Annotated in this window: 22 protein-coding genes and 2 pseudogenes; 6 read left to right on the top strand and 18 right to left on the bottom strand. The window is 68.1% G+C overall.

Going from position 1 to position 25,021, the window contains the following annotated elements:
• Positions 1 to 52: 52 nt before the first annotated feature.
• The 3 genes from Ssi02_RS35615 to Ssi02_RS35605 all read right to left on the bottom strand — a co-directional run bounded on the left by Ssi02_RS35615 (position 53) and on the right by Ssi02_RS35605 (position 3,382).
• Entirely contained in the window at positions 53 to 496 is a 444-nt protein-coding gene (locus Ssi02_RS35615) for a DUF8820 family protein (protein WP_204032380.1), read from the bottom strand.
• Between the two features lie 10 nt (positions 497 to 506).
• Positions 507 to 1,595, bottom strand: coding sequence for a DUF6745 domain-containing protein (locus Ssi02_RS35610; protein WP_204032379.1), 1,089 nt, complete (start codon positions 1,593 to 1,595; stop codon positions 507 to 509).
• Between the two features lie 497 nt (positions 1,596 to 2,092).
• Complete coding sequence (locus Ssi02_RS35605; protein WP_204032377.1) at positions 2,093 to 3,382, bottom strand: MFS transporter; 1,290 nt, start codon at positions 3,380 to 3,382, stop codon at positions 2,093 to 2,095.
• 218 nt (positions 3,383 to 3,600) lie between these two features.
• Between Ssi02_RS35605 and Ssi02_RS40060 the strand changes: the two are divergent.
• Positions 3,601 to 3,738, top strand: a pseudogene (locus Ssi02_RS40060) (acyl-CoA dehydrogenase family protein); the annotation flags it as partial.
• 97 nt (positions 3,739 to 3,835) lie between these two features.
• Here the strand turns inward: Ssi02_RS40060 and Ssi02_RS39125 are convergent.
• The gene (locus Ssi02_RS39125; protein WP_239130314.1) at positions 3,836 to 4,354 is read right to left on the bottom strand and encodes a hypothetical protein; all 519 of its coding nucleotides are present in this window, start codon (positions 4,352 to 4,354) and stop codon (positions 3,836 to 3,838) included.
• Between the two features lie 207 nt (positions 4,355 to 4,561).
• On the opposite strand from Ssi02_RS39125, the gene Ssi02_RS35595 reads away from it, so the two are divergent.
• Positions 4,562 to 4,987, top strand: a complete 426-nt coding sequence (locus tag Ssi02_RS35595) for a YbaB/EbfC family nucleoid-associated protein (protein WP_204032373.1) — start codon at positions 4,562 to 4,564, stop codon at positions 4,985 to 4,987.
• Positions 4,988 to 5,085: 98 nt separating this feature from the next.
• Here the strand turns inward: Ssi02_RS35595 and htpG are convergent, their stop codons facing one another.
• The 3 genes and pseudogenes from htpG to Ssi02_RS35580 all read right to left on the bottom strand — a co-directional run bounded on the left by htpG (position 5,086) and on the right by Ssi02_RS35580 (position 10,697).
• Positions 5,086 to 6,963, bottom strand: coding sequence for a molecular chaperone HtpG (gene htpG / locus Ssi02_RS35590; protein ID WP_204032371.1), 1,878 nt, complete (start codon positions 6,961 to 6,963; stop codon positions 5,086 to 5,088).
• Between the two features lie 493 nt (positions 6,964 to 7,456).
• Positions 7,457 to 9,156: pseudogene (locus Ssi02_RS35585) on the bottom strand (AMP-binding protein).
• 173 nt (positions 9,157 to 9,329) lie between these two features.
• Positions 9,330 to 10,697, bottom strand: a complete 1,368-nt coding sequence (locus Ssi02_RS35580) for an alpha/beta hydrolase (RefSeq protein ID WP_204032369.1) — start codon at positions 10,695 to 10,697, stop codon at positions 9,330 to 9,332.
• 483 nt (positions 10,698 to 11,180) lie between these two features.
• Here Ssi02_RS35580 and Ssi02_RS39520 point away from each other — a divergent pair, with 483 nt between their 5' ends.
• Positions 11,181 to 11,315 (top strand): hypothetical protein, encoded by a 135-nt coding sequence (locus Ssi02_RS39520; RefSeq protein WP_275410791.1) that lies wholly within the window; start codon positions 11,181 to 11,183, stop codon positions 11,313 to 11,315.
• Positions 11,316 to 11,467: 152 nt separating this feature from the next.
• On the opposite strand, the gene Ssi02_RS35575 is transcribed toward Ssi02_RS39520, so the two are convergent.
• The 9 genes from Ssi02_RS35575 to Ssi02_RS35535 form a co-directional block, all read right to left on the bottom strand.
• Positions 11,468 to 12,457: a hypothetical protein gene (locus tag Ssi02_RS35575; RefSeq protein WP_204032368.1), complete on the bottom strand. Its 990-nt coding sequence runs from the start codon at positions 12,455 to 12,457 to the stop codon at positions 11,468 to 11,470.
• Positions 12,458 to 12,477: 20 nt separating this feature from the next.
• On the bottom strand, positions 12,478 to 13,692 hold the full coding sequence (locus Ssi02_RS35570) for a pyridoxal phosphate-dependent aminotransferase (protein ID WP_204032367.1): 1,215 nt from the start codon (positions 13,690 to 13,692) through the stop codon (positions 12,478 to 12,480).
• Positions 13,689 to 15,068 carry an aldehyde dehydrogenase family protein gene (locus tag Ssi02_RS35565; protein WP_204032366.1) on the bottom strand — a complete coding sequence of 460 codons (1,380 nt, stop codon included), beginning with the start codon at positions 15,066 to 15,068 and terminating at the stop codon, positions 13,689 to 13,691. Before Ssi02_RS35565 ends, Ssi02_RS35570 begins: the two co-directional genes overlap by 4 nt.
• Complete coding sequence (locus Ssi02_RS35560; protein WP_204032365.1) at positions 15,065 to 15,652, bottom strand: thiamine pyrophosphate-dependent enzyme; 588 nt, start codon at positions 15,650 to 15,652, stop codon at positions 15,065 to 15,067. Before Ssi02_RS35560 ends, Ssi02_RS35565 begins: the two co-directional genes overlap by 4 nt.
• Positions 15,652 to 16,185 carry a hypothetical protein gene (locus tag Ssi02_RS35555; RefSeq protein WP_204032362.1) on the bottom strand — a complete coding sequence of 178 codons (534 nt, stop codon included), beginning with the start codon at positions 16,183 to 16,185 and terminating at the stop codon, positions 15,652 to 15,654. The genes Ssi02_RS35560 and Ssi02_RS35555 overlap by 1 nt, the downstream gene beginning before the upstream one ends.
• A complete protein-coding gene (locus Ssi02_RS35550; RefSeq protein ID WP_204032360.1) occupies positions 16,182 to 17,162 on the bottom strand; it encodes a threonine ammonia-lyase in 981 nt (326 codons plus the stop codon). Before Ssi02_RS35550 ends, Ssi02_RS35555 begins: the two co-directional genes overlap by 4 nt.
• A 76-nt stretch (positions 17,163 to 17,238) precedes the next feature.
• Entirely contained in the window at positions 17,239 to 17,619 is a 381-nt protein-coding gene (locus Ssi02_RS35545) for a RidA family protein (protein ID WP_204032358.1), read from the bottom strand.
• Positions 17,620 to 17,628: 9 nt separating this feature from the next.
• The gene (locus Ssi02_RS35540; RefSeq protein ID WP_204032357.1) at positions 17,629 to 19,110 is read right to left on the bottom strand and encodes an MFS transporter; all 1,482 of its coding nucleotides are present in this window, start codon (positions 19,108 to 19,110) and stop codon (positions 17,629 to 17,631) included.
• 135 nt (positions 19,111 to 19,245) lie between these two features.
• Positions 19,246 to 20,541 (bottom strand): metal-dependent hydrolase family protein, encoded by a 1,296-nt coding sequence (locus Ssi02_RS35535; protein ID WP_239130312.1) that lies wholly within the window; start codon positions 20,539 to 20,541, stop codon positions 19,246 to 19,248.
• Between the two features lie 116 nt (positions 20,542 to 20,657).
• On the opposite strand from Ssi02_RS35535, the gene Ssi02_RS35530 reads away from it, so the two are divergent.
• Positions 20,658 to 21,677 carry an Lrp/AsnC family transcriptional regulator gene (locus Ssi02_RS35530; protein ID WP_204032355.1) on the top strand — a complete coding sequence of 340 codons (1,020 nt, stop codon included), beginning with the start codon at positions 20,658 to 20,660 and terminating at the stop codon, positions 21,675 to 21,677.
• Here the strand turns inward: Ssi02_RS35530 and Ssi02_RS35525 are convergent.
• Positions 21,668 to 22,312, bottom strand: coding sequence for a TetR/AcrR family transcriptional regulator (locus Ssi02_RS35525; protein ID WP_204032354.1), 645 nt, complete (start codon positions 22,310 to 22,312; stop codon positions 21,668 to 21,670). The two genes, Ssi02_RS35530 and Ssi02_RS35525, sit on opposite strands and share 10 nt — an antisense overlap.
• A 78-nt stretch (positions 22,313 to 22,390) precedes the next feature.
• On the opposite strand from Ssi02_RS35525, the gene Ssi02_RS35520 reads away from it, so the two are divergent.
• Together Ssi02_RS35520 and Ssi02_RS35515 are read left to right on the top strand one after the other, a co-directional pair.
• A complete protein-coding gene (locus tag Ssi02_RS35520) occupies positions 22,391 to 23,245 on the top strand; it encodes an enoyl-CoA hydratase/isomerase family protein (RefSeq protein WP_204032352.1) in 855 nt (284 codons plus the stop codon).
• 3 nt (positions 23,246 to 23,248) lie between these two features.
• Positions 23,249 to 24,010, top strand: a complete 762-nt coding sequence (locus tag Ssi02_RS35515; RefSeq protein ID WP_204032349.1) for a hypothetical protein — start codon at positions 23,249 to 23,251, stop codon at positions 24,008 to 24,010.
• A 161-nt stretch (positions 24,011 to 24,171) separates the two neighbouring features.
• Here the strand turns inward: Ssi02_RS35515 and Ssi02_RS35510 are convergent, their stop codons facing one another.
• The gene (locus tag Ssi02_RS35510) at positions 24,172 to 24,951 is read right to left on the bottom strand and encodes an SAM-dependent methyltransferase (protein WP_204032347.1); all 780 of its coding nucleotides are present in this window, start codon (positions 24,949 to 24,951) and stop codon (positions 24,172 to 24,174) included.
• Between the last annotated feature and the right edge of the window lie 70 nt (positions 24,952 to 25,021).

The following is a 25,021-nucleotide window of genomic DNA, read 5'->3' as shown; positions in this document are numbered from 1 at the left end:
TGGAGTGCCGGGCCACGCTCCGGTGCCGGAGTGCCGGAGCGTGGCACAAGGGTCAGTCGGCGACGAGGCGGCGGCCGCCGCGGCTGTGGCCGAGTTCGCGCTGGCGGCGCACCACGTAGACACCGGGGGAGAAGCCGGTCGCTCCGTGTTCGGGATGCAGCATGTAGGCCGGTTTGGTGTTGCGGAAGATGCCGATGGCGAGTTCGAAGGTGTCGCGGGCCTGCGTCGTCCAATGGCAGGTTGACGCGTCGGCGACCAGTGTGTGCGGGTTGCCGCCCGCGGCGCCGCGCAGCACTTCGAACCCGTCGGCGGGCACCTCGCGCCAGGTCGCCCAGTTGTCGATGCTGACCGCTGTGGCGATCATGCGCAGTGGGACGATGAGGAGATCGCCCTGGGCTTGGAGTCCGTCGATGACGGGGATGGCGACCTGCTTTTCGAGATGGTCCAGTACGGCGAGGCCGGTGCGCTGGGACAGGATGGCGAGGTTGACGGTCATGTGGCTCCTCTCAGGTGCGTCGAGCGAGGGTCGAGTAGTCCGCGGCGGACAGACCGTAGGTCCACGCGGCCGCCGCGACGGGGTCGTCCAGGAAGACCGGCACGCCGAGGCCGTAGCGCCTGCGGCTGCCGTCGCGTTCGGCCGAGCCGTTGACGGCCAGCAGCACACGCGCCATGCCGCCCCACGTCTGCTCCGGCAGGTCGTATAACAGCAGGTCGAAGCCGGGATTGCCAGGGTCGGCCGCCGCCGCGACCATCCGCAGCTCGGCCAGCTCGATATAGCGTTCCCAGCCAAGGTTTTCGATCGCGCACCGCCGCACCTCGACGTTGGGCTCGGCGGCGATCCGCTCGGGGGTGGGATCGGTGATCACCCATTCCGGCACGAGCGTGCCGTGCCAGGCGTGTACGGCGAAGCCGTCGGAGAAGCCGACGGCCGGTCCGCCGGCGTTGTGCGGCCTGAGGTCCTCGATCCGCTGGACCGCCGGCCGCTCGGAGATCACGCAGACCTCCTCCCCGGCCCACCACCACCCGCAGGAGCGGGCCACCGCCGCCCAGAGGGTGAGCTGCCGCTCCTCCGGGGGAAGGTAGACGCGGCGGCCGACCCGCCTCCAGGCGTCGTAGTGCGCGATCCACGACACGTCGTGCTGGCCATACCACGTGAGCCGCTGCCGCATGTCGAGCGCCGACCGCATCGCCGAGCGGATCCGGTGCACGGCGTCCTGCAGCGGCCGGGACACCATGGCGTCGAGCTGCCTGAGGTCCGTTCTCCAGCCCGGGGTGTCCCACTCGTGGCCCACCCGGCGGTCGAGGGCTCTGCGCAGGTTGAAGGTGAGCGCGGCGAGACGCTGCACCAGCGGGAGGTCGGCCAGGGTGTTCATCCCGGCGAACGCCGCGGTCTCGCCGGCACTTGGCGGCACGAGATCCATGGCCGCCCGGGGTGAGGCGACCCAGGTGAAACGGGGTGCGGGATGCCGGGCCAGTTCGTAGAGCGAGGAGATGGCCGCTTCGGCGGCCGGTCTGTCGGCGGGGAGCGTCGAAAGCGCGTGTCCCAGCCATTCGTCACGGATGTCGGCGGCTTCAAGCCGCCAGCGGGCGCTCACTGAGCGGGGGCGCTGCCGCCCCTTTCAACGATCAGGTCAATGATCATCATGCTGGACAGCATGGCATCCGCCGTACGGTGCCCGCAAGGTGTACATCCGGCTCTTCTCCGGCAATCGCCGGCGCGCTGTCCGCGCCGGGGGGCGGTGCCCGCGCCGCCCGGCCTCGGGGGGCGAGGGGCACGGGCGCCGCGGTCCCAGCGGACGGGTTCACGCAGGCCGATCCCGCAGGCGTCGACGATGGCGCCGACGACGTCACGAGGCCAGGAACCAAGGTAGAAGTGCCCCCCGGGAAGGCCCGCAGAGCGAACCTGGCGCCGGAATATCTCCGCCAGGCGGACGCGTAGCCGAGCGGCACCTTGGGGTAGTGGTCGCCGAACATCGCGCCGAGCGGCACATCCACCGGCGGCCCCGGCGCGCAAACGTAGGTCTCGGCCGCCTTGTAGTCCGCGCGGAGCCCGGCTGCCGGTGAGCGTCGTGGTGGTCACCCAGCCCTCAACTCACCCGGTCCAGTGGCGGCGGAGGAAGGGCGCCGCGGTCGCGGAGGAGAGGGCGAAGGTGGCGGCGACCGCCAGCCAGGCTGCGCCGTACCCCCATATGTCGGTTAGGAGGCCGAACAGCGGGGGGCCGGCGGCGAAGCCGGCGAAGAAGCCCGCCGACACCAGGCCCGAGGCGCGGCCGGCGCGGGCGGGGCCGACACGTTTGATGACCACGACCATCGAGACGGCGTTGGCCGCGACGGCGAAGGCGCCCACGGCAGCCGCGCCGAGCCACACCAGGAAGGGGGCCTGGGTCGCGGCGGCGAACAGCAGCGCCGCGGCGGACGCGCCCGCGGTCAGCGGGGCGAGGAGCACCTCGGCCCGCGCGAGCCGGCCGGCCAGGCGTGCCCAGCCGACCCGCCCGGCGACACCCGCGATCCCCAGCGCGGCGACGAGCCACGCGGCCACGACGGGGCCGAGTGAGAGCCGCTGGGCGCCGAACAGCGCGAGATAGGTGTTGACGGCGGCCAGTCCGCTGCCGAGCAGGAAGGAGAAGGCGGCGAGCCGCGCGAGGGGAAGCCCGGCCGGGCTGGGCTGAGCCGTCGCCTCGGGCGCGTGCGGTGCGGAGCCCGGTTGAGCACCCGCACCGGATGGGGCCGGTGCGGAACCGGGCCGGGCCCCGGGCGCGGCGGAGTCGGCCGGCAGTGTGCGCAGTGCCGCATACGCGACGAGGAGCGCCACACCCGCAGCCGTCCACACGGCGCCCCGCCACCCCGTCCACGCGGCGAGCGCGGCGAGCGGAAGGCCCGCGGCGAAGGCGCCGAACTGCACCCCAGACTGTTTCCACCCGGTCACAGGCCCCCGCCCGTCCGGCTCGACCTCCGACAGAATGATCTTGTTCGTGGCGGGGTTGGCCAGCGCCTGCGGCAACCCGCCGAGAGCCAGCGCCGCGACCAGCGTCCACACCCCCGAGGCCGCGCCGATCAGCGCGAGCGCCGCCGAGGCCAGCACGAGCAGCACGATCAGGCTGCGCCGCGCCCCCAGCCGGTCCACCCAGTGCCCGGCCGTGAGCGACAGCAGCGCCGCCACGCCGAACCCGGCGGTCGACGTCAACCCGATCGCGCCCACGGGGATGCCCGCGTCCTCCACCAGCCGCGGCCCCAGCGCACCGACGAGGAACAGCTGAAGCATCGAAACGCCCATGGTGGCGGTGAGCAGCACGGTGATCCACCGCTCCCGGCCGAGCCCGCTCGCGGACCCCGTCCGCCGTTCCCGCCGCATCGTCGTCTCCTCGTCCCGGTCGGCCCGCACACGTCGCCTCTTCGTCAGACAGTCGCCCGGGACCCCGCCGGAGTTCGGCGCAGGCCCTCGGGCCCGCGCCCCTCCAAGGTTCACAACCCCCGGAATGCCACCCCGATTCCGTATGGCAAAGCCCCAGCCCAGCGCGCTTTCACCCGCCTCCGCGACCGAGCCCGGCCCCCGCCCCACCTCCGACCGGGCACCTCGCCGACCTTCGACTCGTCCAGCGTTTGGCTTTCGAGGCTCTCCTGGCCGTCCGCACCGCCCGGCCTCTGGTCCACGAGGCTGTTACCCTGCACGCCTCCGGCGACGACGCCCGCCTGGAAACCGCCCTGGCCAAGGTAGCCGTCACCCGCACGCTGGAACAGGTCGTCGATGCCGCCATCCAGGTTCACGGCGCCGCCGGGTTCGGCCCAGACACCCCACTGCCCGTCCGGCCCGCCTTCTCGACGGGCCGGACGAACTTCACATCGCTTCGGCGGGGCGGCGCATTCTGCGCTGATTTCGAGCGCGAGCGCGCCGCCGCCTCGGGTGTTTATCTGTCGGGATTGCGGGTGGTCCAGTCGAACTCCGTGCCGCCGGGGGGAGTTTGGGGGGCTGGCCGGGTTCGCGTTTGGGGGGTTCGTGGAAGGAGGCGAGGTCTTTGGTGTTGACCTTGGCGGCTTCGAAGTTGATGGCGCCGCCGCCGGAGGGCAGGGCGTGTTCGATTTTCAGCATGGTGGAGTTGAGTTTGGCCACTGCTGTGGCGGCGCTGCTGGTGAATTCGACGCCCAGGGTGCCGGCCAGGGCGTTGGACCAACTGGTCTTCGCCCGGCGCATCGCCTCCTCGTTGCCCTGTGCGCCCTCGACCAAGAGGTAGATGCCGATCGCCGAGATGCTCACGCCCGACACCAGTTTCCAGGTGCGTGTCGCCGCGGAGGGCACTTTGGGGGCGGACGACGGCGGCGGCGGCACGGTGGGGGCGTAGGTGGGCGGGGGTGGCACGGGCCTCCCCACGGCCGGGGGATTGGTCGGGCGTGGTGGAAATGCGGGTTTCGGTGGGTAGGGCGGGCGTGGGGGTTCCGTGGAGGCTGCCATGCGTACCTCCCCGTATGAGAACGGCGGATCCTCCCGAAATTCCGCCCTGTAGGCAGAAGGTTATGGGGTAAAGAATCATGAATGCGGGGGTTGCCGCTTGCTAGACATAGATCCATGGCGACCTTCGAGACCCCCTTCGACCTCGACCGCATGCTCAGCGAGAGCGAGCAGGCGCTCCGCCGCCTCAACGAGGCCACCGCGGAGCTTGAGTCGGTAGTCGGCGAAGGGCAGGCGGCCGACGGCACGATCAGGGCGAGTGTCGACCAAGGGGGCCGGCTGCGCGAGATCACGCTCGACCCGCGGGCGATGCGGAACGACAGCCAGACACTTGGGGAATTGGTCACCGCGGCTGTGCAGGTGGCTCAGGACGATGCCGCTCAGCAGGTGCAGGCGTTGCTTACGTCGACACTGGGCGACGACATCGGCAATCCACTTGATTTGAGCACGATGCAGGCTCAATTCCAGGCCGCGGAGGACGCCTTCAGCCGCGCCCTTGCCGGACACAGCGACAACCTGGACCGTCTCGGCCGCGACCGCTAGCCGGGCCGGCTTCGCCGTACGGGACCACCCTGCTCATCGGAAAGAGAAGAGGCGTGGCGGCCGGGGAAAAGTCACCGGCCGCCGTCGCATCCGTGGGCTCAGGACTCGTCGGTGAGGGTCACCAGGAGGCCGTTGAGCCGGTCGACGAAGGCCGTCGGGTCGTCGATCCGTGCCCCCAGGGTGAGCACGGCCTGGTGGAACAGCACGTTGGCCCAGTCGGCGAGCCGGGTGTCGTCCTGTTCCTCCTTGAGGCGTTCCACCAGCGGGTGGCGTGGGTTTATTTCCAGCACCGGCTGGTTGGGCAGGCCCGAGCCGCGGAGCCGCTGCGCCAGGTTGAGGTCGGTGTCGGCCTCGTTGGCCACGATGCAGGCCGGTGATGTGGTGAGCCGGTTGGTCACGCGCACGTCGTAGGCCTTGCCGTCCAGGCTCTCCTTGAGCCGGGTGAGCAGCGGGGCGAGGTCGGCGGCGGCCTTTTCTGTCTCCTGCTTCTCGGCCTCGTCCTCCAGGTCGCCGAAGTCCGGCACTCCCTGGGCGACCGACTGCAGCGCCTTGCCCTTGAACTCCTGCAGCAGGCCGGTCACCACCCAGTTGTCCACGGCCTCGCCCAGAAGCAGCACCTCGATGCCCTTTTTCCGGAATGCCTCCAGGTGGGGGCTGCTGGAGGCGGCGGACAACGTCGGGGCGAGCAGGTAGTAGATCTTCTCCTGGCCCTCCTTCATCCGCTCGACATAGGCGTTGAGCGAGACGTCCGGCTCCTGCGTCGCCGAGTGGGTGGAGGAGAAACGCAGGAGTTCGGCGATCTCCTCGCGGTTGGAATAGTCGTCGGCGACGCCCTCCTTGAGCACCGCGCCGAACTGCTTCCAGAACGTCGCGTATTTCTCCGGCTCGTTGTCGGCCATGTCGCGGAGAAGCTTCAGCACCTTCTTGACCGCACTCGACCGGATGTGGTCGACGGCGCGGCTGCTCTGCAGGATCTCCCGGGAGACGTTCAGCGGCAGGTCACTGGAGTCGATGACCCCGCGCACGAATCTCAGATATGCCGGGAGCAGCTGTCCGGTGTCCTCAAGGATGAACACCCGCTGCACGTGCAGCTTGACGCCGTGGCGCGACTGCTGCGCCCAGAGGTCGTAGGGGGCACGGGACGGGATGAAGAGCAGCAGCGTGTATTCATAGCGGCCCTCCACCTTGGCGTGCAAATAGGCCAGCGGATCGGTGAAATCGTGGCCGATGTGCCGGTAGTAGTCGTGGTAGTCCTGCTCGGTCAGCTCGCTCTTGGAGCGGGTCCACAGCGCCGACGCCCGGTTGACGGTGGTCTCCTCGCCGCCCTCCTCCTCCGGCGCCATCACGATCGGCAGGCTGATGTGGTCGGAGTAGCGCTGGATGATCGACCGCAGGCGGTAGGAGTTGAGCAGCTCCTCCTCGCCCTCGCGCAGATGCAGCACGATCGAGGTGCCCCGCTGCTCCAGCTCCACGGCTTCCAGGGTGTATTCGCCCTTGCCCTCGGAGGACCAGCGCACCGCGTCGCCCGCGGCGGCGCCCGCCCGGCGGGTGGTGAGGACCACCTTGTCGGCGACGACGAACGCGGAGTAGAAGCCCACGCCGAACTGGCCGATGAGCGCCGCGTCCTTGCGCTGGTCACCGCTGAGCGACTTGAGGAACTCGGTCGTGCCGGACTTGGCGATGGTGCCGATGTTGGCGATCACCTCCTGCCGGCTCATCCCGATGCCGTTGTCGGAGATGGTGATCGTGCGAGCCTCCGGGTCGAAGGCGACGTGGATGCGCAGCGGCTCGTCGTCGGCCAGCTCGGGGCGGGAGAAACGCTCGAAGCGGAGCCGGTCGATCGCGTCGGAGGCGTTCGAGATCAGCTCGCGGAGAAAGATTTCCTTGTTGCTGTAGAGCGAGTGGGCCATCAAGTGGAGGAGCTGGGCCACTTCGGTCTGGAAGCTGAATGTCTCTTCGGTCGCCTCTAGGGTCATCGGCCACCTCTCTGGTTAATCGGCACGGCAAAAGGGGAGTACGGCAAGGCGGCATCAGTCCATGATCGGCCCGAGCCTGAGGAGGCGGACCTGCCCGGTCAACCGCGATAGCGGGGCATGCACGGCCGGCGGGGGAAGAGCACCTGGTGGGGGTGCTAATGAGCGGATGATGCGACGCCGTATCCACCATGATATCGAGGTTCGTTTTTGATTCCTGCCATAGTGGATGTGGCGCAAATGGGGGCGTGCTTAAGCGGCAGACAGGCTGCCCGAAATGCGAAGTTATGGCGCCCAATGAACGCATAAAAGCGGATAAAGCGCGTGGAGGGCGGGCGCGGGCGGCGGGGGCGGCCCAGGAGTTCCCGGCTCTGCCGTGCCAGGTGGGGGCCCGGGGCTGGTATGGAGAGTCCCGGACGCCCCCACTCATCAATTGTCTACCCCTCGGGCGCCAAAAAAGGTTATCGCCCGGTCAGAGCAAGGCAAAGGGAGCTGCTCAGGACCTCAGCTCAGGAAACTGATCGTCCCGCCACTCCCCGGCGTGAGGCTCCGCGGAGGCCGCCTCCCTGGCCCGCAGTTCGACGCGGCGGATCTTCCCCGAGGTCGTCTTGGGCAGCTCGCCGAATTCAAGCCGGCGGACCCGCTGATAGGGCGCGAGGTTCTCCCGGGCATACCTGAGAATGGCGAGCGCGGTCTCACGGCCGGGACTCCACCCCGCCGCCAAGGTGACATAAGCCTTGGGCACGGCCAGCCGCACCGGATCGGGCGCGGGCACCACGGCGGCCTCCGACACCGCGGGGTGCTCGATGAGCACGCTCTCCAGCTCAAACGGGCTGATCTTGTAGTCGGAGGCCTTGAACACGTCGTCCGTACGCCCGATGAAGGTGATGTAGCCGTCGGCGTCGCGGCTCGCCACGTCGCCCGTGTGGTAAAAGCCGCCGGCCACGGCGTGCGCGGCCTGCTCGTCGTCGCCGACGTAGCCGGTCATCAGATTGAGCGGCGCGGAGGAGAGATCAAGGCAGATCTCACCCTCGCCCGCGGCCCGCCCGGTGACAGGATCGAGCAGGACGACGTCCACCCCGGGTAGAGGCCGGCCCATCGACCCGGGCTTGCCGGGGAGCCGGGCGTGTTGCCGATCAGCGCCGTCGTCTCGGTCTGCCCGAACCCGTCGCGTACGGTGATGCCCCACGCCTGCTCGACCTGCGAGATGACCTCCGCGTTGAGCGGCTCACCCGCGCTGATCCCCTCCCGCAGAGCCCCGGGACCACCGGACAGGTCGGCCTGGATCAGCATGCGCCACACCGTGGGCGGCGCGCAGAACGTCGTCACCCCGGCCCGGCGGATCTGCGTGAGCAGCGCCCCCGCGTCGAACCGCGAATAGTTGTGGACGAACACCGTCGCCTCGGCGTTCCACGCGCCGAAGAAGCAACTCCAGGCGTGCTTGGCCCACCCGGGCGAACTGATGTTGAGATGGACGTCCCCGGGGCGGACACCGAGGAGGTACATCGTCGACAGGTGCCCGACGGGATAGGAGACCTGTGTGTGCACCGCCAGTTTCGGGCGTGACGTCGTGCCCGAGGTGAAGTAATAGAGCAAGGGGTCGCCGGGCGCCGTGCGAGCGGAGAAAGTGCGCGGAGCCCCGGAATATGCCTCGCGATAGGACAACCACCCAGGCCGTCGTTCCTCACCGACCAGCACCCGCGTGTAATCTCCCGGAACCTGGTCGAACTTGCCCGTGTCAGCCGCATTGGCGATGACGAAGCGGGCGCCGCCGCGCGCCACCCGGTCGGCGAGCTCGGCCGGGCCGAGAGCGGTCGTGGTAGGCATGATCACCGCCCCGGCCTTCATCACGGCCAGCATCGTCTCCCACAACTCGACCTGATTGCCCAACATGACCAGCACCCGGTCGCCGACGCCGACCCCCGCGTCCTCCAGCCAGGTCGCCACCTGGTCGGAGCGCCGTGCCATCTCGTCAAAGCTCACCTTTGTCTCGCGCCCGTCCTCCTCCAAGATCCACAGCGCGGTGGCGGAGTTGCCGCGGGCGATCATGTCGAACCAGTCGGTGGCCCAGTTGTATGTCACCCCGACATCCGGCCAGCGAAAACGCGCCACGGCCTCGTCACGGTCACCTGAAAATCGAAGCAGAAGGTCGCGGGCGGCGCGGAAACCGCCGGGGGAGGCGTCGAGTGCAGTCACGTTGGAACCTCAGCGCTAGAGCGAAGTGCATTGCCCGTACGGTGCCCCGATGCCGGGCCGTCACTCTCGCCGGTCCCGTCGCGGCACGGCTCCAGCCTAGCTTTACGACCAACCAGTTGGTAGGTCTTCTTTGACCAAGAGCCGGGCGGTGGGGACCGCCCGGCTCCAGTGGATCAGAACCCCCAGCCGGGCGGACCTGGCAGAGGCACCGATGCCGGCGGCCCGCTCTCGCCCGCCGCCGTGGGGACCGGTACGGCGGGGCAGTGGGTGCCGCGTGCCGGAAGGGTCAGCGAGACGAGGTAACGGTCGACGGCCTCCGCGACACACGGACTCTTGCGGTAGGACTGGTAGCCCCAGCCGTCATAGGTGAGCAGCACCCCCTGGCGCCCCAGTTGGGCGGCGACGTTGGCCGGCCACTCCGTGCCGGTCTCCACATCGTGCCTGGCGTTGACCAGCAGGAGCGGAGCGCTTCCCCTGACGCGCAGCCGGCGCTGGGGGTTCGGAATGGAGTCCGGGTGGCCGAGGCACGTCGCGATCGCATAGAGCGTGTACGCGCTGAACTCCATGTTGGGCGCGATCCTGGCGGCACGCCGCAGGTGGCGGGCATACTCGCGGTAGTCGCGAACGGGGAGGTAATAATCCTGGCAGAACGCCTGAACGGGCTGGGGCCAGGTCTGCACCGGCAGCTGCGCCTGAGCGGCTGACGTCATGACTCCCTCGTCTATGGCCTTGAGCATGCGGGCGAGGAAACGCCAGACGGGTATATGGAGACTGCCGAGGGTGGAGGAGATCAGGTGCCACCTCGTGAGCTTGATCAAGGGATAACCCGGAAGGTTAAGCTCGCCGCGATCGGCGCGCACTTTGAGGTTCGCCCAGAACTGCCGGATGTCCCGGCCGTGCAGCACACAGGCGGTCTCACGCTCACACCAGTCCGCGAACTCGTTGAAGCCGTCCTCCGCGGCCCGCGCCTGGCTGTCGAACATGGCCCGGGTGCCGAGACTGTGGTCGTAAACGCCGTCCAGGGCGAGCGCTCGCACACGGTGGGGGAAGGTCTCGGCGTAGAGCTGGCCGAGCAGCGAGCCGTACGACATCCCGTAGAAGGTGAGTTGCTCATCGCCGAGGGCGGCCCGCAGCAGGTCCAGATCGCGGACGACGCTGAGCATGTCGACGTGGTCGAACAACGGTCCCGTGTGAACACGGCAGTCCGCGCGCAACCTCGCGTTGTAGGCGACCAAGGCGTCGAACTCCGCCTGGCTTTGAATCAGCTCACCGGGGCGGCCGGCGAGCGCGTCGTTCGAGCAGATGATCGGATGGCTCCGCCCGCCGCCGCGCGCGTCGAAACCGACGAGGTCGAAACGCCGGGCGAGCTCAGGACTGGCGTACAACGAGCTGTCGAAGACCATGCCGACGCCCGACCCGCCGGGGCCGCCGGGGTGAAGCACGAGGGAGCCGATCCGTGCGGCCGGATCGGTGGCCTTGCGCCTGGCGACGGCGATCTCGACGGTGCCGCTCTCCTCCGGCTCGCTCCAGTCGATCGGCACCGTGATCTTCCCGCACTCGACCTCGGGCTGCTCGGTGCAAGGTGCCCACTGAATGGGTGCCGGCCGAGGCGGGTCCGCAGATACGGCTTGAGCCGGGGGCAGGGGAGCGAGTGAGACGATTGCGGTAGTTAAAACGGCGAGAAAACGAACTCCTCTACGCAAGTAAAACTCCTTGACGGTCAGGGGATCCGGCGGCCATATAAAGCGACTTCCTATTAAGTCTGTATCAGAGTTTTCCCGGCCGGGCCAGAGAGTTTTCCCTTGATAGGGGGCAGGGAGCTGGGTTCCGTTCCGATGCCGGGTCGCCCGAAGATTCGGTGGCGTATTTGGACCGGTGTATGTCTGAGGGAATCCCGCACAAATACTCAAAGAATGTGAAGGGAAAAGTGTGACCCCGTTCTTGGCGCCGGCGCCCCTGCCTGCGGACCCGCGCCGACGGCACGCGCAGGTCGAAAGACGCGCCGCGCCGGGCCCGGTGGGGGGATGACCGCTGTCGCGTGCTTCCTCGTCAGGGCTTTCGGCAACGCCGACGGGGAGCACGGCAACCCCGCACTTGTGGTGGTCGTCCCGGTCGGCCCCTCGATCACCTCTCAGATCACGGCGCTGTATGACTTGTGAAATCGCTGAAGCCCGGCTCGCACCCCACGGCCTGGAATGCTGGCTTCGCCGTACCCATGCGCGTCGTTACCCGGAACCGTTGGCTATGACGAGCCGGGACCAAACCGAGACCGGAGTTTGCCGATGACGACAGTGTTCGAGACCACTCGTGATTATCGGAAGCCTCGATGTGGTGATGCGATGTCGATGATGTCTCTTACCAACGAGAGCGCGGCTCCGAGCGGGTGCGATCGGCCGCCGCTGACGGTGACGTCTCCACCGTCGGGGGATTGAAATGTGACGGCCTTCTCCGGGCCGGCCAATGCGTAGAGCGGGTCGCCGGGCGCCGTCTCCTCGAGGACGACGCGCACGAGGTGCGGCGCGGCGAGGTGGGCTTGCGCCACGGCGCGCAGTCGTCCGCCGCGGGCCGCCACCGCGACCGCCCTTTCGCTCGTGCCGGCGTCGATCTCGTCGCTCTCGACGCGGACGCACTCGGGGTTCCACGCCCACAGGAGCGCGGCCATGAGTTTGAGCTTGGTCGCGGAGTCGGCGCCGGAGAGGTCCGCCGACGGATCGGCTTCGGCGATGCCCCGGCGCTGCGCCTCGCGGACGGCGTCGTCGATGGAATCGCCGGCGGCGAGGCGGTCGAGCACGAAGGTGGCCGTCCCGTTCGGGCAGGCGCGGATGCCGTTGCAACCGAGCCCTCGCATCGCCGAACGCGCGAGGTCGCCGGCGGGAAGGGCGGCCCCTGTCGCCCCTGAGATCCGGATCCTTGTTCCGCTCTCGGCCGCGGCCTGGCCGAGTCGCGACCAGTGCGTGAGGAGATGGCTCTTCGTCGCGGTGACGACGTGGACGCCGTTTCGCAGAGCGGTGAGCGCTTCCTCGGCGGCGAATTCTCGCAGGGCGGGAGTCGAGGGGATCGCTTGGACGAAAATGTCCGCCTCTGCCCCGTTGAGCGCGGAGCGAAGCGGCGTGAGGGGCCGCCAATCCGATCGCGGCGGAACCGGCCCATCACCGTCCAGGAGACACTGCTCGGTGCCGGCTCGCACGGTCTTCACCCGGACGTGAACGCCGTATTCCCGCGCGAGGTCGTCGCCGTGGCTGTGGATGTGTTCGACGAACGCGCGGCCGACACGCCCTAACCCGGAGAGTACGACATTCACCGGCGTAACTGCAGCGTGCTTCATCGGCGGCCGCCGTCCGACAACCGGTCGATACGTCGCAGGATCCGTGAGACACCTTCGCGGATGTCGTCCACCGAGCGGGCATATGACACTCGCAGCGAGTGAGCGCCGGCACCTGTGGGGTCGAACGCCGCACCTGGAACGACGGCGACGTGATCCTCTTCGAGAAGCTCGCGTGCGAACCGGTCGCCGGGCCCGAGGTGCGGCGGATAAGTGAGGTAAAGGTAGAAGGCCCCCGCGGGGTTTCCGATGTGCAGGCCGGTGCACCCGTTCAGCAGGTCGAGTGCGGCGCGGCGGCGCTCGGCGAAGGCGTCGCGCATTTGTGCCCGTTCCTGCGCGGTGTCGCGGAGAGCGGAGACGGCGGCGTCCTGCGTGAATGTGGGCGGACACGCCGTGGTGAACTGCCGGATGCGCAGGGCCGGCGTGGCGAGCTCACGGGGGGCGGCGAGCCAGCCGAGCCGCCAGCCGTCCATCGCGTATGCCTTTGCGAACCCTCCGACAGTGAGCGTGCGCATGTGCAGGTCGGCGACGGTGGCGACCGGCACGTGCCTGGTGCCGTCGTAGACCAGCTCGCTGTAGATCTCGTCGGAGAGGACAAGCACGCCGGTGTGGCGGAGCACGTCGGCGAGGGCGCGAAGACGTCCCGCGTCGACGACGGCGCCGGTGGGATTGTGGGGAGTGCACACGACGAGCATGCGCGTGCGCGGGGTGAGACGTGCTCGCACGGCTTCCGGGTCGAGAGAATAGCCCTGTGCGGGATCGAGCGGGAGGAAGACGGGTGTGGCGCCGGCGAGCCGGACGCACGCTTCATATGCCGGCCACGCGGGCACGGGGATGAGCACCTCGTCGCCCGGACCGCAGAACGCCATGATCGCGAGGAAGACGGCTTCGCTGGCGCCGATGGTGACGATCACCTCTCCGTCCGGATCGTAGACCGGTCCGGACGCGGCGGCGAGAGTCCGCGCGATCGCGGTGCGCAGCTGCGGGGTGCCGGCGTTGGGTCCATAGTGCACGCGTCCGGCGGCGAGAGACGCCGTCGCGGCCTCCTTCACCAGGGTTGGGGTGTCGAAGTCGGGGCGGCCGATCTCGAGATGCAATACCTCGATCCCGTCCGCTTCGAGCTCGGCGGCCCGGTCGAAGACGACGCGGATCGTGGACGGAGTGATGCCGGCGAGGCGTGCCGCGGGACGCGCGAAGGAGGGGATGTCGTTCATGATTTGCGGATCCGTACTGCTTGCAGGTTGGCCAGTTCGTGGACGCCCCACTTGCCGAGTTCGCGGCCGTAGCCGCTGGCTTTCACCCCACCGGTGGGAAGTCGGGGGTCGGTGGCGGAGATGGTGTTGACGAACACCGCGCCGGCTCGGATGCGCCGGCTGACGGTGTCGGCGTGATCGAGGTCTGTGCTCCAGACGCTGCTGCTCAGACCGTATCGTGACGCGTTCGCGAGCCGGACGAGCTCGTCGTCGGTGGCGGCGGTCGTGAGCGCACCGAGCGGTCCGAAGGTCTCCTCGGAGAGCAGAATCGAGTCGTCGCCCGCCACCTCGATGATCGATGGTGAGAACCATGCTCCATTCTCGTCCTCGGGCGCCTGGGTTTGGGCGAGTATCCGGCCGCCCTCGGCGAGGGCGGCTTCGCGTTGCGAGCGGAGCGTGTCGCGCAGATCAAGGCGGGCAAGCGGGCCCACCTCGGTCGCGTCGTTCGCGGGATCGCCGACGCGCAGTTCCTGGACGTGCGGGACGAGGGCGTCGACGAAGGCGTCGCGGACGTCGCGGTGCACGAGGAGGCGTTTGGCGGCGATGCAGCTCTGTCCGTTGTTCAGGAACCGGGAGCGCACCGCTGCCACGGCGGCGGCGGAAACGTCGGCATCGGCGAGGACGACGAACGGGTCGGAGCCGCCGAGCTCGAGGACGCATTTCTTCAGCGCCGCTCCCGCGCGCGCAGCGACGAGAGCCCCCACCCGGTCGCTGCCGGTGAAAGTGACCGCGGCCACACGGGGATCGTCGATGATGCCGGCGACCGTGGGCGCGTCGACGATGACCGTCTGCAGCACTCCGTGTCCGAAGGCGGCGGCGAAGACTTCCTCGATGGCCATCGCGCTGCCGGTGACGGCCTCGGCATGCTTGAGGACCACGGTGTCGCCGGCTGCGATGGCCGGAAGCATCGCCCGGATGACCTGCCACCATGGATAGTTCCACGGCAGAATCGCGAACACCACCCCGATCGGCGCGACGCGCACGATGCCGACGTCCCCGTCGAGGTCGAGCCGTTCGGGTTCGAGGATTCCGGGGAGCTCCCTCGCGTAGAACCGGCATGCGGACACGCACTTGTCGATCTCGGCGCGCGCCTGCGCGATGGGTTTGCCCATCTCGCGCGTGATCAGCGCCGCGAGCGTCTCGCGCCGGCCGCTGATCGTGTCGGCGAGGCGTTCGATGGCGCCGACACGGTCGCCGACGTCCGAGACGCCCCACTTGGAATCGAGAGCGGTCTCGAGGACACGATCGACGGTGGACGAGCTGGTGTAGGGGTAGAACGCCAGGTCATCGCCCGTTGCCGGGTCGACGGTTACGATGCCTGCACGGCCGGCGGTCACGCCCCCACCTCTGACGCGTGCTCTTGTCGCAGCCATCGCGAGAATCGGGTGGTGATGGTGACGGGATCGATGAGCAGCTTCGCGACATCGTGCGCATTGCCCTCTTCGATGCGTGCGTAGAGGAATGCGGGGCCGTCGATCCCGCATAGCTCCTCAAATGCCGCCCGCAGCCCTTCGACCGAGTCAGTGGAGCGGGTGATCCATGCGGCGGCCTCGGCGAGCCGTGCGAGGTTCACGCGGGCCGAGTAGGTCGGGAGTGCCCCGGTGGAGCCGTACACACCGTTGTCCAAGAGGACGAGCAGCAGATTCGGCGGGGCGAGGTAGCCCCCGGTGGGCAGGACGTTCGGGTTCATCAGGAGCGACCCGTCCCCCTCGATGCAGACCACCTTCGGCGCGTTCGGTGGGACGCTGAGGGCCAGACCGGTGGCGACCGAGCCGGCCAGTCCCATCGCGTCGAGGAGATAGAGGTGATTGTCGCTGTCTTTCACTGCCGCGAGCTCCCGGCTCGTCGCGGCGCACGTGACGACCACGGGGTGGCCGGAGGTGAGGTCGGCGAGCACTCGGAGGGCTTCCAGCCGTTTCATCAGGCGACCTTTCCGTCGGTGTTCCAGAACGACCCGAGCACGACCACGGGGCGATAGGTCATGACGGCGTGCACGCCGCTTTCGCGCACCGCCTCGTGCCAGTCCGCGGCGCTGCTGCGGCGGTCCAACTCGATGACCGGCAACCCGAAAGCGCGCAGCACGCCGGGCATCGGCCCACTGATGGAGTGGATCATGGAGTTGTACTCCCCGAGGCTGCCCCGGGTGTTCGCGAAGATCAGCAGCGGCAGGTGATACGACAGCGCGAACGTGGTCAGGGCCGTCAGGGCGTTTCCGAAACCGTTGTCCTGCATCACCACCGCGCCGAGCCGGCCGGTGAACGCGACGGCACCCATCACTCCGATCGCCTCCTCCTCGCGGGAAAGCGGCGTCACCCTGGGCGAGACGCCGTCGGCACCGCCGTCCGTGGCGACGAGTGAATTGATGACCGGCGCCACCGTGACCGACGGGATGTATCCGACGCGTACGGCGTTCGCCGCCCAGATGCCGTCCGCGACGGCTTCCGCGTAGCTCATGAGAGGGAGTGGTCCTTTCGCATTGATTCACAGAGCGCCCGGGCGAGAACGGGCGGGTCGATGTTGCCGCCCGACACGACGGCCACGGAGCGGCCGTAGCGGGACGGGCCGGCGAGATGCGCTGCGACGGCGAGGGCGCCGCTGGGTTCGGCGACGAGGTGTGCGCGTCTCGCCAGGGCCGATACCGCGGCGAGGATCTCGTCCTCGGTCACGGTCACGATCTCCGCGACGGTGGCCCTCATGATCGGGAACGTCAGTTCGCCCACCACCGTCGCACGTGTCCCGTCCGCCGCCGTCCGTGAGGTCAGGGCCGGGTCCCAGGAGACCCGGCGCCCTCGCACGAGTGAATCGCGCGCGTCGGCCGCGAGCTCGGACTCGACGCCGACAACGCGGGTCCTCGGCGACAAGGACGACATCACGGTGCCCACCCCTGAGATCAGACCGCCACCGCCGACCGGAACCAGAACGGTGTCGATCGAAGCCAGGTCGTCGAGCACTTCCAGCGCGAGAGTGCCCTGCCCGGCGATCACGTCGAGATGGTCGTACGGCGGCACGAAGGTCAGCCGCCGCCGGGCCGTGAACTCGTCCACGGCGGCGGCACGGTCCTCTGCGGGCACGACGACGACCTCGGCACCCAGCTGCCGGATCGCTGCGGTCTTCACCGCGCTCGCGCCCTCCGGTACGACGATCACGGCGGGCACGCCCCGCCACCGCGCCGCCCACGCGACCGCCTGCCCGTGATTGCCGCTGGAATGCGTCACGACACCCCGTGCCCGTGCTCGCGGATCCAGCCGTGCGATCGCGTTCGTCGCGCCGCGGATCTTGAAAGCCCCGATCGGTTGCAGGTTCTCGGCCTTGAGCCACAGATCGCCGCCAGACCACGGTGCGGCGATCAACGGCGTCCGCACGATGTGATCCGCGATCGTCGCCGCCGCGGCTCGCACATCGTTGATATGGCAGCAGGCAGGCGCCGTCATCGTGCACCGTTTTCCGCAGGCGCGATTTGGTGCAAGAGGGCCACGAGCGGGTCGCCTGGTCGTGCGGCGGAAATGCTCAATTCGTGGTCCTTACGGCGATGGCATCGAGTTCCACGAGCGCCTGGTAAGGGAGTGCGGCGACGGCGATGCACGTGCGCGCGGGCAGAGGGTGGGGAAGGGCCTCCTGATAGACAAGGTCCATCCCGTTGCGATCGTTCATGGACGCGAGGTACACGGTGATCTTGACGATGTCGGCAAGTCCGAGGCCGCCTGAGGCGAGCTTGGCTTCGAGGTTCGCCAGAGCCTGGCGTGTCTGATCCGCGATACCACCGTCGACGATCCGGCCGTCCGCGATCCCGAGTTGTCCGGAGACGAATACGAGCCCGGTTCCCGTGTCTCGCAGGGGGCTGTACGGATGTCGTGCGTGGGCGGGGCTCGTTGGGGCGAGGTCTGTCATGGTGTCCCCTTAGATGTGGCTGAAAGAGGCGGTGTCGGTCGAGACGCTGACCTGTCGCCGCATCTTGCGCATGAGGAAGAACGCGGGGATCGCTGCGAGAAGGAACACGCCCCCGATGGTGGCGATGTACGCATAGATGCCCGTCGCCGTGTTGACGGTCTCGCCGTCGCGGACGACCGAGGTGGCACCGAGAATCGCGGAGCCGACGAAGTTCATCGTCACAGACCCGATGGCGATCATGACCATGACCATGCCCGACACGGTCGCCTGCCGCTCCGCCGGGGCGAGGATCGACGCGAGATTGAACCCGGAGGTGACGAGGTTCCCGGCAGTGAGGCTCAGCAGGAACGACGCGGTCACCGCGACGGGGAGGGTGCTGGGTCCGTTGCCGAAGAACATCAGCGTGCTGGCCGCCGTGCCGGTGACGATGCCGGCCGTGAGGCACCAGGCCGGGCCGACGCGTTGCGCGATGTAGCCGGCGCCGATCCCGCCGAGCGCGATGCCCATGGAGGGGATGCCGAACATCAATCCGAGCGCGAGCGGGCTGGCCAGGCCATAGCCCAGGCCTTCATCCGGAGAGACGTCGACCATCATGCCGACCAGCTGGAGCTTGCTCTGGTAGGCGCCGGTCCCCATCACCACGATCAGGAAACCAAGACCGAGCACGAGCGAGATCGCGCGTATGTCGATGACGGGTTCGGGCCGGCGGCTGATCACCAGGAACCAGAGCAGAAGGGCGGCGATACCGACTCCGAGCGAAAGGAGGGAGGGTGCGCCCAGCCATCCGAAGACCTGGCCGAGGCTGATATAGACCAGAACACCGGCGAGTCCGATGCCTAGGACGACGGCACCGAGGACGTCCACCCGGCCGGGCGTTCTGCGTTTCGTGTCGGGAACGATGACGCGCACCAGAATCGCGGCGAGAGCGGCGAACGACGCGGAGGCCACGAAAACGGCCTGCCACCCAAAGGTCTCCAGCACAGGCTCGAGAACGAAGGGGGTGGCGATTCCGAACAAAGCCGATCCCGTGGTCACGATGCCGGTGACGGCCAGCGCGAACTTCGGAACGCAGATGTCGCGAATGATGGCGACCGTCAGGAACAGGGACGCGACGGCGGCACCCTGGAGAAGGCGTCCCACGACGAAGACAGCGAGGTTGGGGGCGAGGAGTGACACGATGCCACCGAGCCCCGCGACGAGAAGGGTGATGACGAGCACTCTGCGTTTGCCGTAGACGTCTGCGCTTTTGCCCAGTAGTGGCGCCCACATGGCGCCGGAGAGCATGGCGCTTGCGCCGATCCAGGCGAACTGGTCGGTGTCGAATGCTCGCGCGAGGTGGGGGAGGACGAACGTCGGCGCGGCCAAGACGGTGTCGACCATGACGTTGACCATGATGAGGATGGCGACGTAGGCGACCACACGCACACTCCAATGAGAGTGCAGTGTGCTGGGGTCCTGATCGGTGGTGGCGGCGGTGCTGGTGTCGTGCATGGATATCCCCTCTCTGATGGGGGTGATGTCCTCGTGTCGATGCGGGGGACGGGTAACGCGTTTCAGGACGGCTGAGGTGCTGAGAGGGATTGGGGCGCCGCGGGGAGCTGGTTGAGCGTCGGGAGGTAACGCGTTTCAGGACGGCTGCGATGCTGAGAGGGGGGACGTGAGAGCGCCGGTGACACCATCACAGGGAAGCGTCGACTTGTGGATGATTCCCTGTTGCGCGACGAAGGTGATGCCGTCCGGGCGGGACAGCGCCCGGATGTCCTTGAGCGGGTCTTCCGCACACACGATGAGGTCGGCGGCATAACCGGGTCGCACGGCACCGAGGCGATCATCGACGCCGAGGAGTCGCGCGCTGTTGAAGGTCGCGGCCCGGATGGCGTCCATCGGTCCCATCCCGAGCTCGACCAGACACCACAGCTCCGTCGCGTTCTCCCCGTGCGGGGTCATTCCCGAGTCGGTGCCGACGGCGATGTTCACTCCACGCGCGATCGCCGCGGCGATGTTCGTCTTGGTGCGTTCCGCCCAGCGGACCTTCTTGTCATACCGCCACTTCGGCGTCTTGGCGGAATCAAGCGGCTGGAACGCCGTGGAGACGGTGGGCACGAGGAACGCCCCGGCTTCGCCGAGCAGATCGCAACCCTCGTCATCGATCCCGAAGCCGTGCTCGACCGATCGCACACCGCCGCGGATCGCGGCGAGGATTCCTGCGCGTCCTTGCGCGTGCGCGGCCACGTGCCTGTCGCGATGGCGCCGTCCCTCATCGACTACAGCGGCGATCTCCTCGTCGAGGAGGCCCTCATCGTCGGGGTCGTCGTGCGCACTGCTGATCCCGCCGCTCGTGCAGATCTTGAGCACATCCGCGCCCGCGCGCAGCATCCGGCGAGCCGCCACGCGGACGCCGGTGACATCGTCCGCGAGCAGCGTGTAGTCGAGGTCCAGACTGCGTCCACCGGGCAACGTTCCATCGGCGTGACCACCGGTGTGGCTGATCACTCCGACCGCGGTCTGGATGCGTGGTCCGGGGATGAGCCCCGCCTGCACGGCGGCCCGATATCCGGAGGGAAGGCCGCCCAGATCGCGTACCGAAGTGATTCCGGCCCCCAGCGTACGGCGCAGCCTCTCCGCGCTCTGGAACGTTCCCAACACGGGATCAATGAGCAGGGCGGCCTCGATCAAGGACCGGTCCGAAGGGAAACCGAGATGGGTATGGCAATCGAAGAGCCCGGGCAAGACAGTGCCGCCTGCGCCGTCGATGAGCGTAGTCCCCTCGCGCCGCGCCGGGCTCGTCGCCGCGAGCCCAGCGTAGGTGATCCACCCATCCGCGTCGACGTCCACCACGGCGTCTGCGATCGGGACATCGTTCACCCCGTCGATCAGCCGGACATTGTGGATTCGGAAGGGAGCGACGGTGCGGTTGAGCACGGGGACCATCCTTAGGAAACAGGCTGCTGATGAGAAGCTAAGATGACCGACACCCGAGCCCGTCAGATTGCATGAAAACAACACGAGAGCACCTTCCGGTGCATGGAAGGGACACCGTGGCCGACCAAGTGGTGTTTGACGAAGTCGATCTCGCGCTCGTCGACGCCGTGCGCACCGCTCCCCGGGCGAGCTGGCGAACACTCGCCGATGTGCTCGGCGTGGACCCCGCAACTGTCAGTCGCCGGTGGGCTCGGATGAACAACGCGGGCGTGGCATGGGTGACCGCGCACCCGTCCGGTGGGATGACACCCGCGTGCGCGCTGGTCGAAGTCGACTGCTCGCCCGGGCGCTCTGCGGACGTCGCGCGAGCCCTCGCCGACGACGTGGAGGCCGCGACGGTGAAGATCACCAGCGGTGGCCGGGACGTGGTGATGATCGCACAGGCGCCCGACCTGCCGTCGTTGTCGCACTACCTCTTGAAAGTGGTGGGACGGGTTCCGGGCATCCTCCGGCTACGGAGCCATGTCGTGACCCGGTCCGCGCTCGAGGCGAGCCGTTGGCGAGAGGGCGCCCTCAACAGTGCGCAGAAGCTCCGCTTGAGTTCCGGGCACGGTCCGGACATGCGGCCCTTGGACAGCTGGGACGAGATCGACCGGAATCTCGTGCGAGTACTGCACGCCGACGGGCGGATGTCATTCGAACGTCTGGCGCAGAACGTCGGGATGAGCCCCATCTCGGTGCGCCGGAGAGTGCAGCGCCTTCGCGAATCGGGGCTTGTGACGCTGCGCTGCGACGTGTCACAACAGCTGTCGGGCCGGTCGGTGGCCGCGGTCTACTTCGGGTCACTCGACATGCAGGACCTCGGCACGGCAGAGGAACGAATCCGTTCGTTGCCCGGAGTGCGCGCGGCGACATTCGTCGCAGGCCCCTTCAATGTCATCGTCGATGCGTCGCTCCGTTCCATCGCCGAGGTGCACGACCTCGAATGGCGGATGGGGCAGGCGCTGCCCGAGATGCGTGTCCAGGACCGCTCGGTGGTGCTGTCGATGGTCAAGCTGCTGGGTCGTGTCCTCGACTCCGAGGGGCGGTCGGTGAGAGCTGTCCCGCTGCTCCGGGACGACGACGTTCAAGCGTAGGCTCGCAGGAATGCGTCCACTCCGTCGTCGATGATCTTGTCGGTGCCGGCGTCGCCGGCCACCTCGAACTCTCCGTCTTCGAGCGCATCGATCGCGATGCCGATCGTGAGGGCCGTGAAATGGCGCACCGCCAGGCTCGCGTCCGTCGCCTGGAACAGACCGTCACGGGTCAATTCGGCGAACCGCTTTTCGAGCAGGCGCTCCGGCCGGTTGCGCACCGAGCTCGGCAGCGCGGGAGGTTGCGCCTGCCGAGCGGTCAGCCGTTGAAACACGGCGTATTCCGATGACGGAACCGTCTCCGTGACCACACGGCGGGCGAAGCCGACGAGCGCCTCCCGCACATCGCGGCCTGGTGGGATCTCCTCGCGAATCGCATCGCTGATCGTGGTCAGGAGTGTGTCGCTGAGACGTTCGACAGTCCGCGCGTAGATCGTGGCCTTGTCTCCGAAATGGTCATACAACGTGCGTTTGGAGACCCCGGCGCGGGCGGCGATCGCGTCGACGCTCGTGCTCGCATATCCCTGAGCGACGAAGAGTGCCTCGGCGGCGTCCAGGATCGCTCCGCGCTTGAGCTCGGAGCGCAGCTTCCGGCCCGGCGTCTGAACCTCTGCTAGCGACCTTGGCACGACCCTCATGATACGCGCTCTATACAATCCACACTGTCCGGTGTACTTTTCGACGGAGTGCGGGCAGCACCGACACGGAGGTGGAACATGGCATTCGATCCGGCCGACCATTGGGATGGCTACGTCGCCCCTCGGTCTTTGGAGGAGTACTCGGCGCGATACGCGGACTTCTTCCGCATGCGGCGAGAGGACGGGATCATCGAGGTGCGTCTGCACACCGACGACGGCCCATATGCGCATACGCACGCCGCGCACAACGCGTGGCCGCGGGTGTGGCAGGAGATCGGCAACGATCCCGGGAACCAGGTCCTCATCATCACCGGCACGGGCGACAGATGGATGACGGGCAACCCGAAGGGCATGAACCCCAAGCCCGCCTCCGAGCTCGACCCCGACCACATCTACCAGCGCATGTACGACGGCTGGAAACTCATCGAGAGCTTCACCGGCAGCATCGACATCCCCACAATCGCCGTCGTGAACGGACCGGGAGTCCACACCGAGTTCGCGGTGATGTCAGACATCACCCTCGCCGCACCCGACGCCGATTTCATGGACCCGCACTTCTGGCTCGGCTCACCCCCCGGCGACGGGCAGGGCATGGCCATCCAATCGCTCATCGGCGCCAAGCGTGCCGCCTACCACATCTACACCGCCAAATCGATTCCGGCGGATAAGGCACTCGAATGGGGGCTCATCAACGACGTCCTGCCACGCGAAGACCTCCTCGACAGGGCGTGGGACCTCGCTCGCTTCATCATGAAACGGCCGCGATACACCCGCTGGGCCGCACACAACATCCTCTCCCGTCATTGGAAAAAGACCGTTGCCGAAGACTTCGGCTTCCACATGGCCCACCAGATGCTCGCCAACGTGGCGAGCAAAACCAGGGTTCCGAACGCGGAACTGATCGACGACTCCGACATGCGAAAGCTCTTTTGACCCGTGGACGGGCCGCTTGCGGACGCCGCCCGCCAATGGGACGACTCCGCGCCGTGGATCGTCGTCGCCGCGACGTTTCCCGGCGATGCGGAGGACCTCTTGGACGCCTTACACGCGTCGACGATCGAGCGCCGCGTACGGCGAGAGGCCGGCAGTTGGCCTGCGCCGATCCTTGCCGGCGAAGAGCCGCCGCGGCGCCGTCCCGAGTCGCTGACCATCACGTCGAGGAGCGCTGATCCGCCGAAAGACGTGGTCGTCGAGTTGCGTGCGGGCGGGAGCATCGTCGCCGCCGTCCAAGTCGGATCGGAACGTTCCCGCCCTGCCGACGGTGCACAAGTCTGCGCGATCGGCGAAGGCGCCGTGGCTTGGATTACCGCCGTCCTTCTTCGCCTGACGGCGGCGTGCGCTCAAGAAGTCGGTATGGACACGATGACGGTGCGGGCGGACATCGTCGATCTTCGTCCCGTCTCCGCCGACGTCCCGCTTGAGCTGTGGAGCCACTCTCAAGGCATCCTCCAGCCGGCGGGAACGTGGCGCGGGGACGACATCGGTGAAGTGCGATTGGACGTCCGGACGGCGGAGTGCCTGACGCCGGAGTTGTTTCTCCGTGCTCGCGCGATCCTGCTTGGACTTCTCGATCGGTTCGGCGTTAAGGACTCGCGGCACATCGACGAGCACGGTGTTGTCCGTCGAAACGCATTCGTCGGACACGCCGACCGTATCCGCACTTGGCTGGAAGCTCTCGGCGCCTCCTCGGCACCTTGACCACAGTGCGGGCGGACGCCGCTGGCCTATGAGTCGCCGACAGGATTCCGCGCGTTTCCCGGCCGCATTGACCGGCGCCGGTGATGTGTGAGGTCTGGTCACCTGGGCGCCGGTCAATCAGCCGGACTTCTCCGTACTCCTGGCTTGGTTGAGAGCGCAGGTTAGTGCGTCTTTTTCGCTACCCCGCCCAGGGCGAACACATCCGTGGGGACCGGGGCGGTGTCGGGGCGCCAATGGCTGACCGACACCACGCCGGGGTTCACCAGTTCCAGGCCGTCGAAGAACTGTTCGAGCACTGCGGGGCTGCGCAGTTTGTAGGGGATGGCGCCGCTCTCGTTGTAGCTCTCCGAGGTGGCCGCCGCGTTGGCCTTGTGGGTGTCGACGCTGTCGTTGAAGGCGAGGTAGCTGCCCGGGGGCAGGCCGTCCAGCAGTCGGCGCACGATCGAGTGCGCCTCGTCGTCGTCGGTGACGTGCCCCATGACCTGCATGAGGATGAGTCCGACAGGCTGGGTGAGGTCGAGTGTCGCGGCCGCGAGATCGAGGATTCGTTCGGGGTTGCGCAGGTCGGAGTCGATGTAGTCGGTGCTGCCCTCGCCGGTGCTGGTGAGCAGGGCGCGGGCGTGTGCCAGAACCAGTGGGTCGTTGTCGACGTAGACGATCCGGCACTCGGGGTTCGCCCGCTGGGCGACCTCGTGGGTGTTGTCGACGGTCGGCAGGCCGGTGCCGACGTCGAGGAACTGGCGGACACCCGCCTCGCTCACCAGATATCGGACGGCGCGCTGCATGAAGTAGCGGGAATGGCGGGCGAGATCGAAGATGCCAGGGAAGATCTGGGCGAACTGGTCACCGACCTCACGGTCGACGGGATAGTTGTCCTTGCCGCCCAGCCAGTAGTTCCACACCCTGGCGGAGTGCGGAACGGTCGAGTCGATGCCCTTCATCAGATACCTCCGAGGAGACCCCCGCCTTCAGGCGGGGGAGGAATCGGGCCCCTGCCCAGCAGGACAGGGG

Source organism: Sinosporangium siamense (genome assembly GCF_016863435.1).
GTDB lineage: Bacteria > Actinomycetota > Actinomycetes > Streptosporangiales > Streptosporangiaceae > Sinosporangium > Sinosporangium siamense.
Note: the sequence above shows the minus strand (reverse complement) of the source record. Positions and strands in the feature narration are given on the sequence as shown.

Excerpts from the sequence above, each read along its gene's own strand:
- Ssi02_RS35615 (WP_204032380.1), bottom strand. The coding sequence starts at position 496 with ATGACCGTCAACCTCGCCATCCTGTCCCAGCGCACCGGCCTCGCCGTA.
- Ssi02_RS35595 (WP_204032373.1), top strand. The coding sequence starts at position 4,562 with ATGGCGACCTTCGAGACCCCCTTCGACCTCGACCGCATGCTCAGCGAG.
- htpG (WP_204032371.1), bottom strand. The coding sequence starts at position 6,963 with ATGACCCTAGAGGCGACCGAAGAGACATTCAGCTTCCAGACCGAAGTG.
- Ssi02_RS39520 (WP_275410791.1), top strand. The coding sequence starts at position 11,181 with ATGACCGCTGTCGCGTGCTTCCTCGTCAGGGCTTTCGGCAACGCCGAC.
- Ssi02_RS35570 (WP_204032367.1), bottom strand. The coding sequence starts at position 13,692 with ATGAACGACATCCCCTCCTTCGCGCGTCCCGCGGCACGCCTCGCCGGC.
- Ssi02_RS35560 (WP_204032365.1), bottom strand. The coding sequence starts at position 15,652 with ATGAAACGGCTGGAAGCCCTCCGAGTGCTCGCCGACCTCACCTCCGGC.
- Ssi02_RS35555 (WP_204032362.1), bottom strand. The coding sequence starts at position 16,185 with ATGAGCTACGCGGAAGCCGTCGCGGACGGCATCTGGGCGGCGAACGCC.
- Ssi02_RS35550 (WP_204032360.1), bottom strand. The coding sequence starts at position 17,162 with ATGACGGCGCCTGCCTGCTGCCATATCAACGATGTGCGAGCCGCGGCG.
- Ssi02_RS35545 (WP_204032358.1), bottom strand. The coding sequence starts at position 17,619 with ATGACAGACCTCGCCCCAACGAGCCCCGCCCACGCACGACATCCGTAC.
- Ssi02_RS35540 (WP_204032357.1), bottom strand. The coding sequence starts at position 19,110 with ATGCACGACACCAGCACCGCCGCCACCACCGATCAGGACCCCAGCACA.
- Ssi02_RS35525 (WP_204032354.1), bottom strand. The coding sequence starts at position 22,312 with ATGAGGGTCGTGCCAAGGTCGCTAGCAGAGGTTCAGACGCCGGGCCGG.
- Ssi02_RS35520 (WP_204032352.1), top strand. The coding sequence starts at position 22,391 with ATGGCATTCGATCCGGCCGACCATTGGGATGGCTACGTCGCCCCTCGG.
- Ssi02_RS35510 (WP_204032347.1), bottom strand. The coding sequence starts at position 24,951 with ATGAAGGGCATCGACTCGACCGTTCCGCACTCCGCCAGGGTGTGGAAC.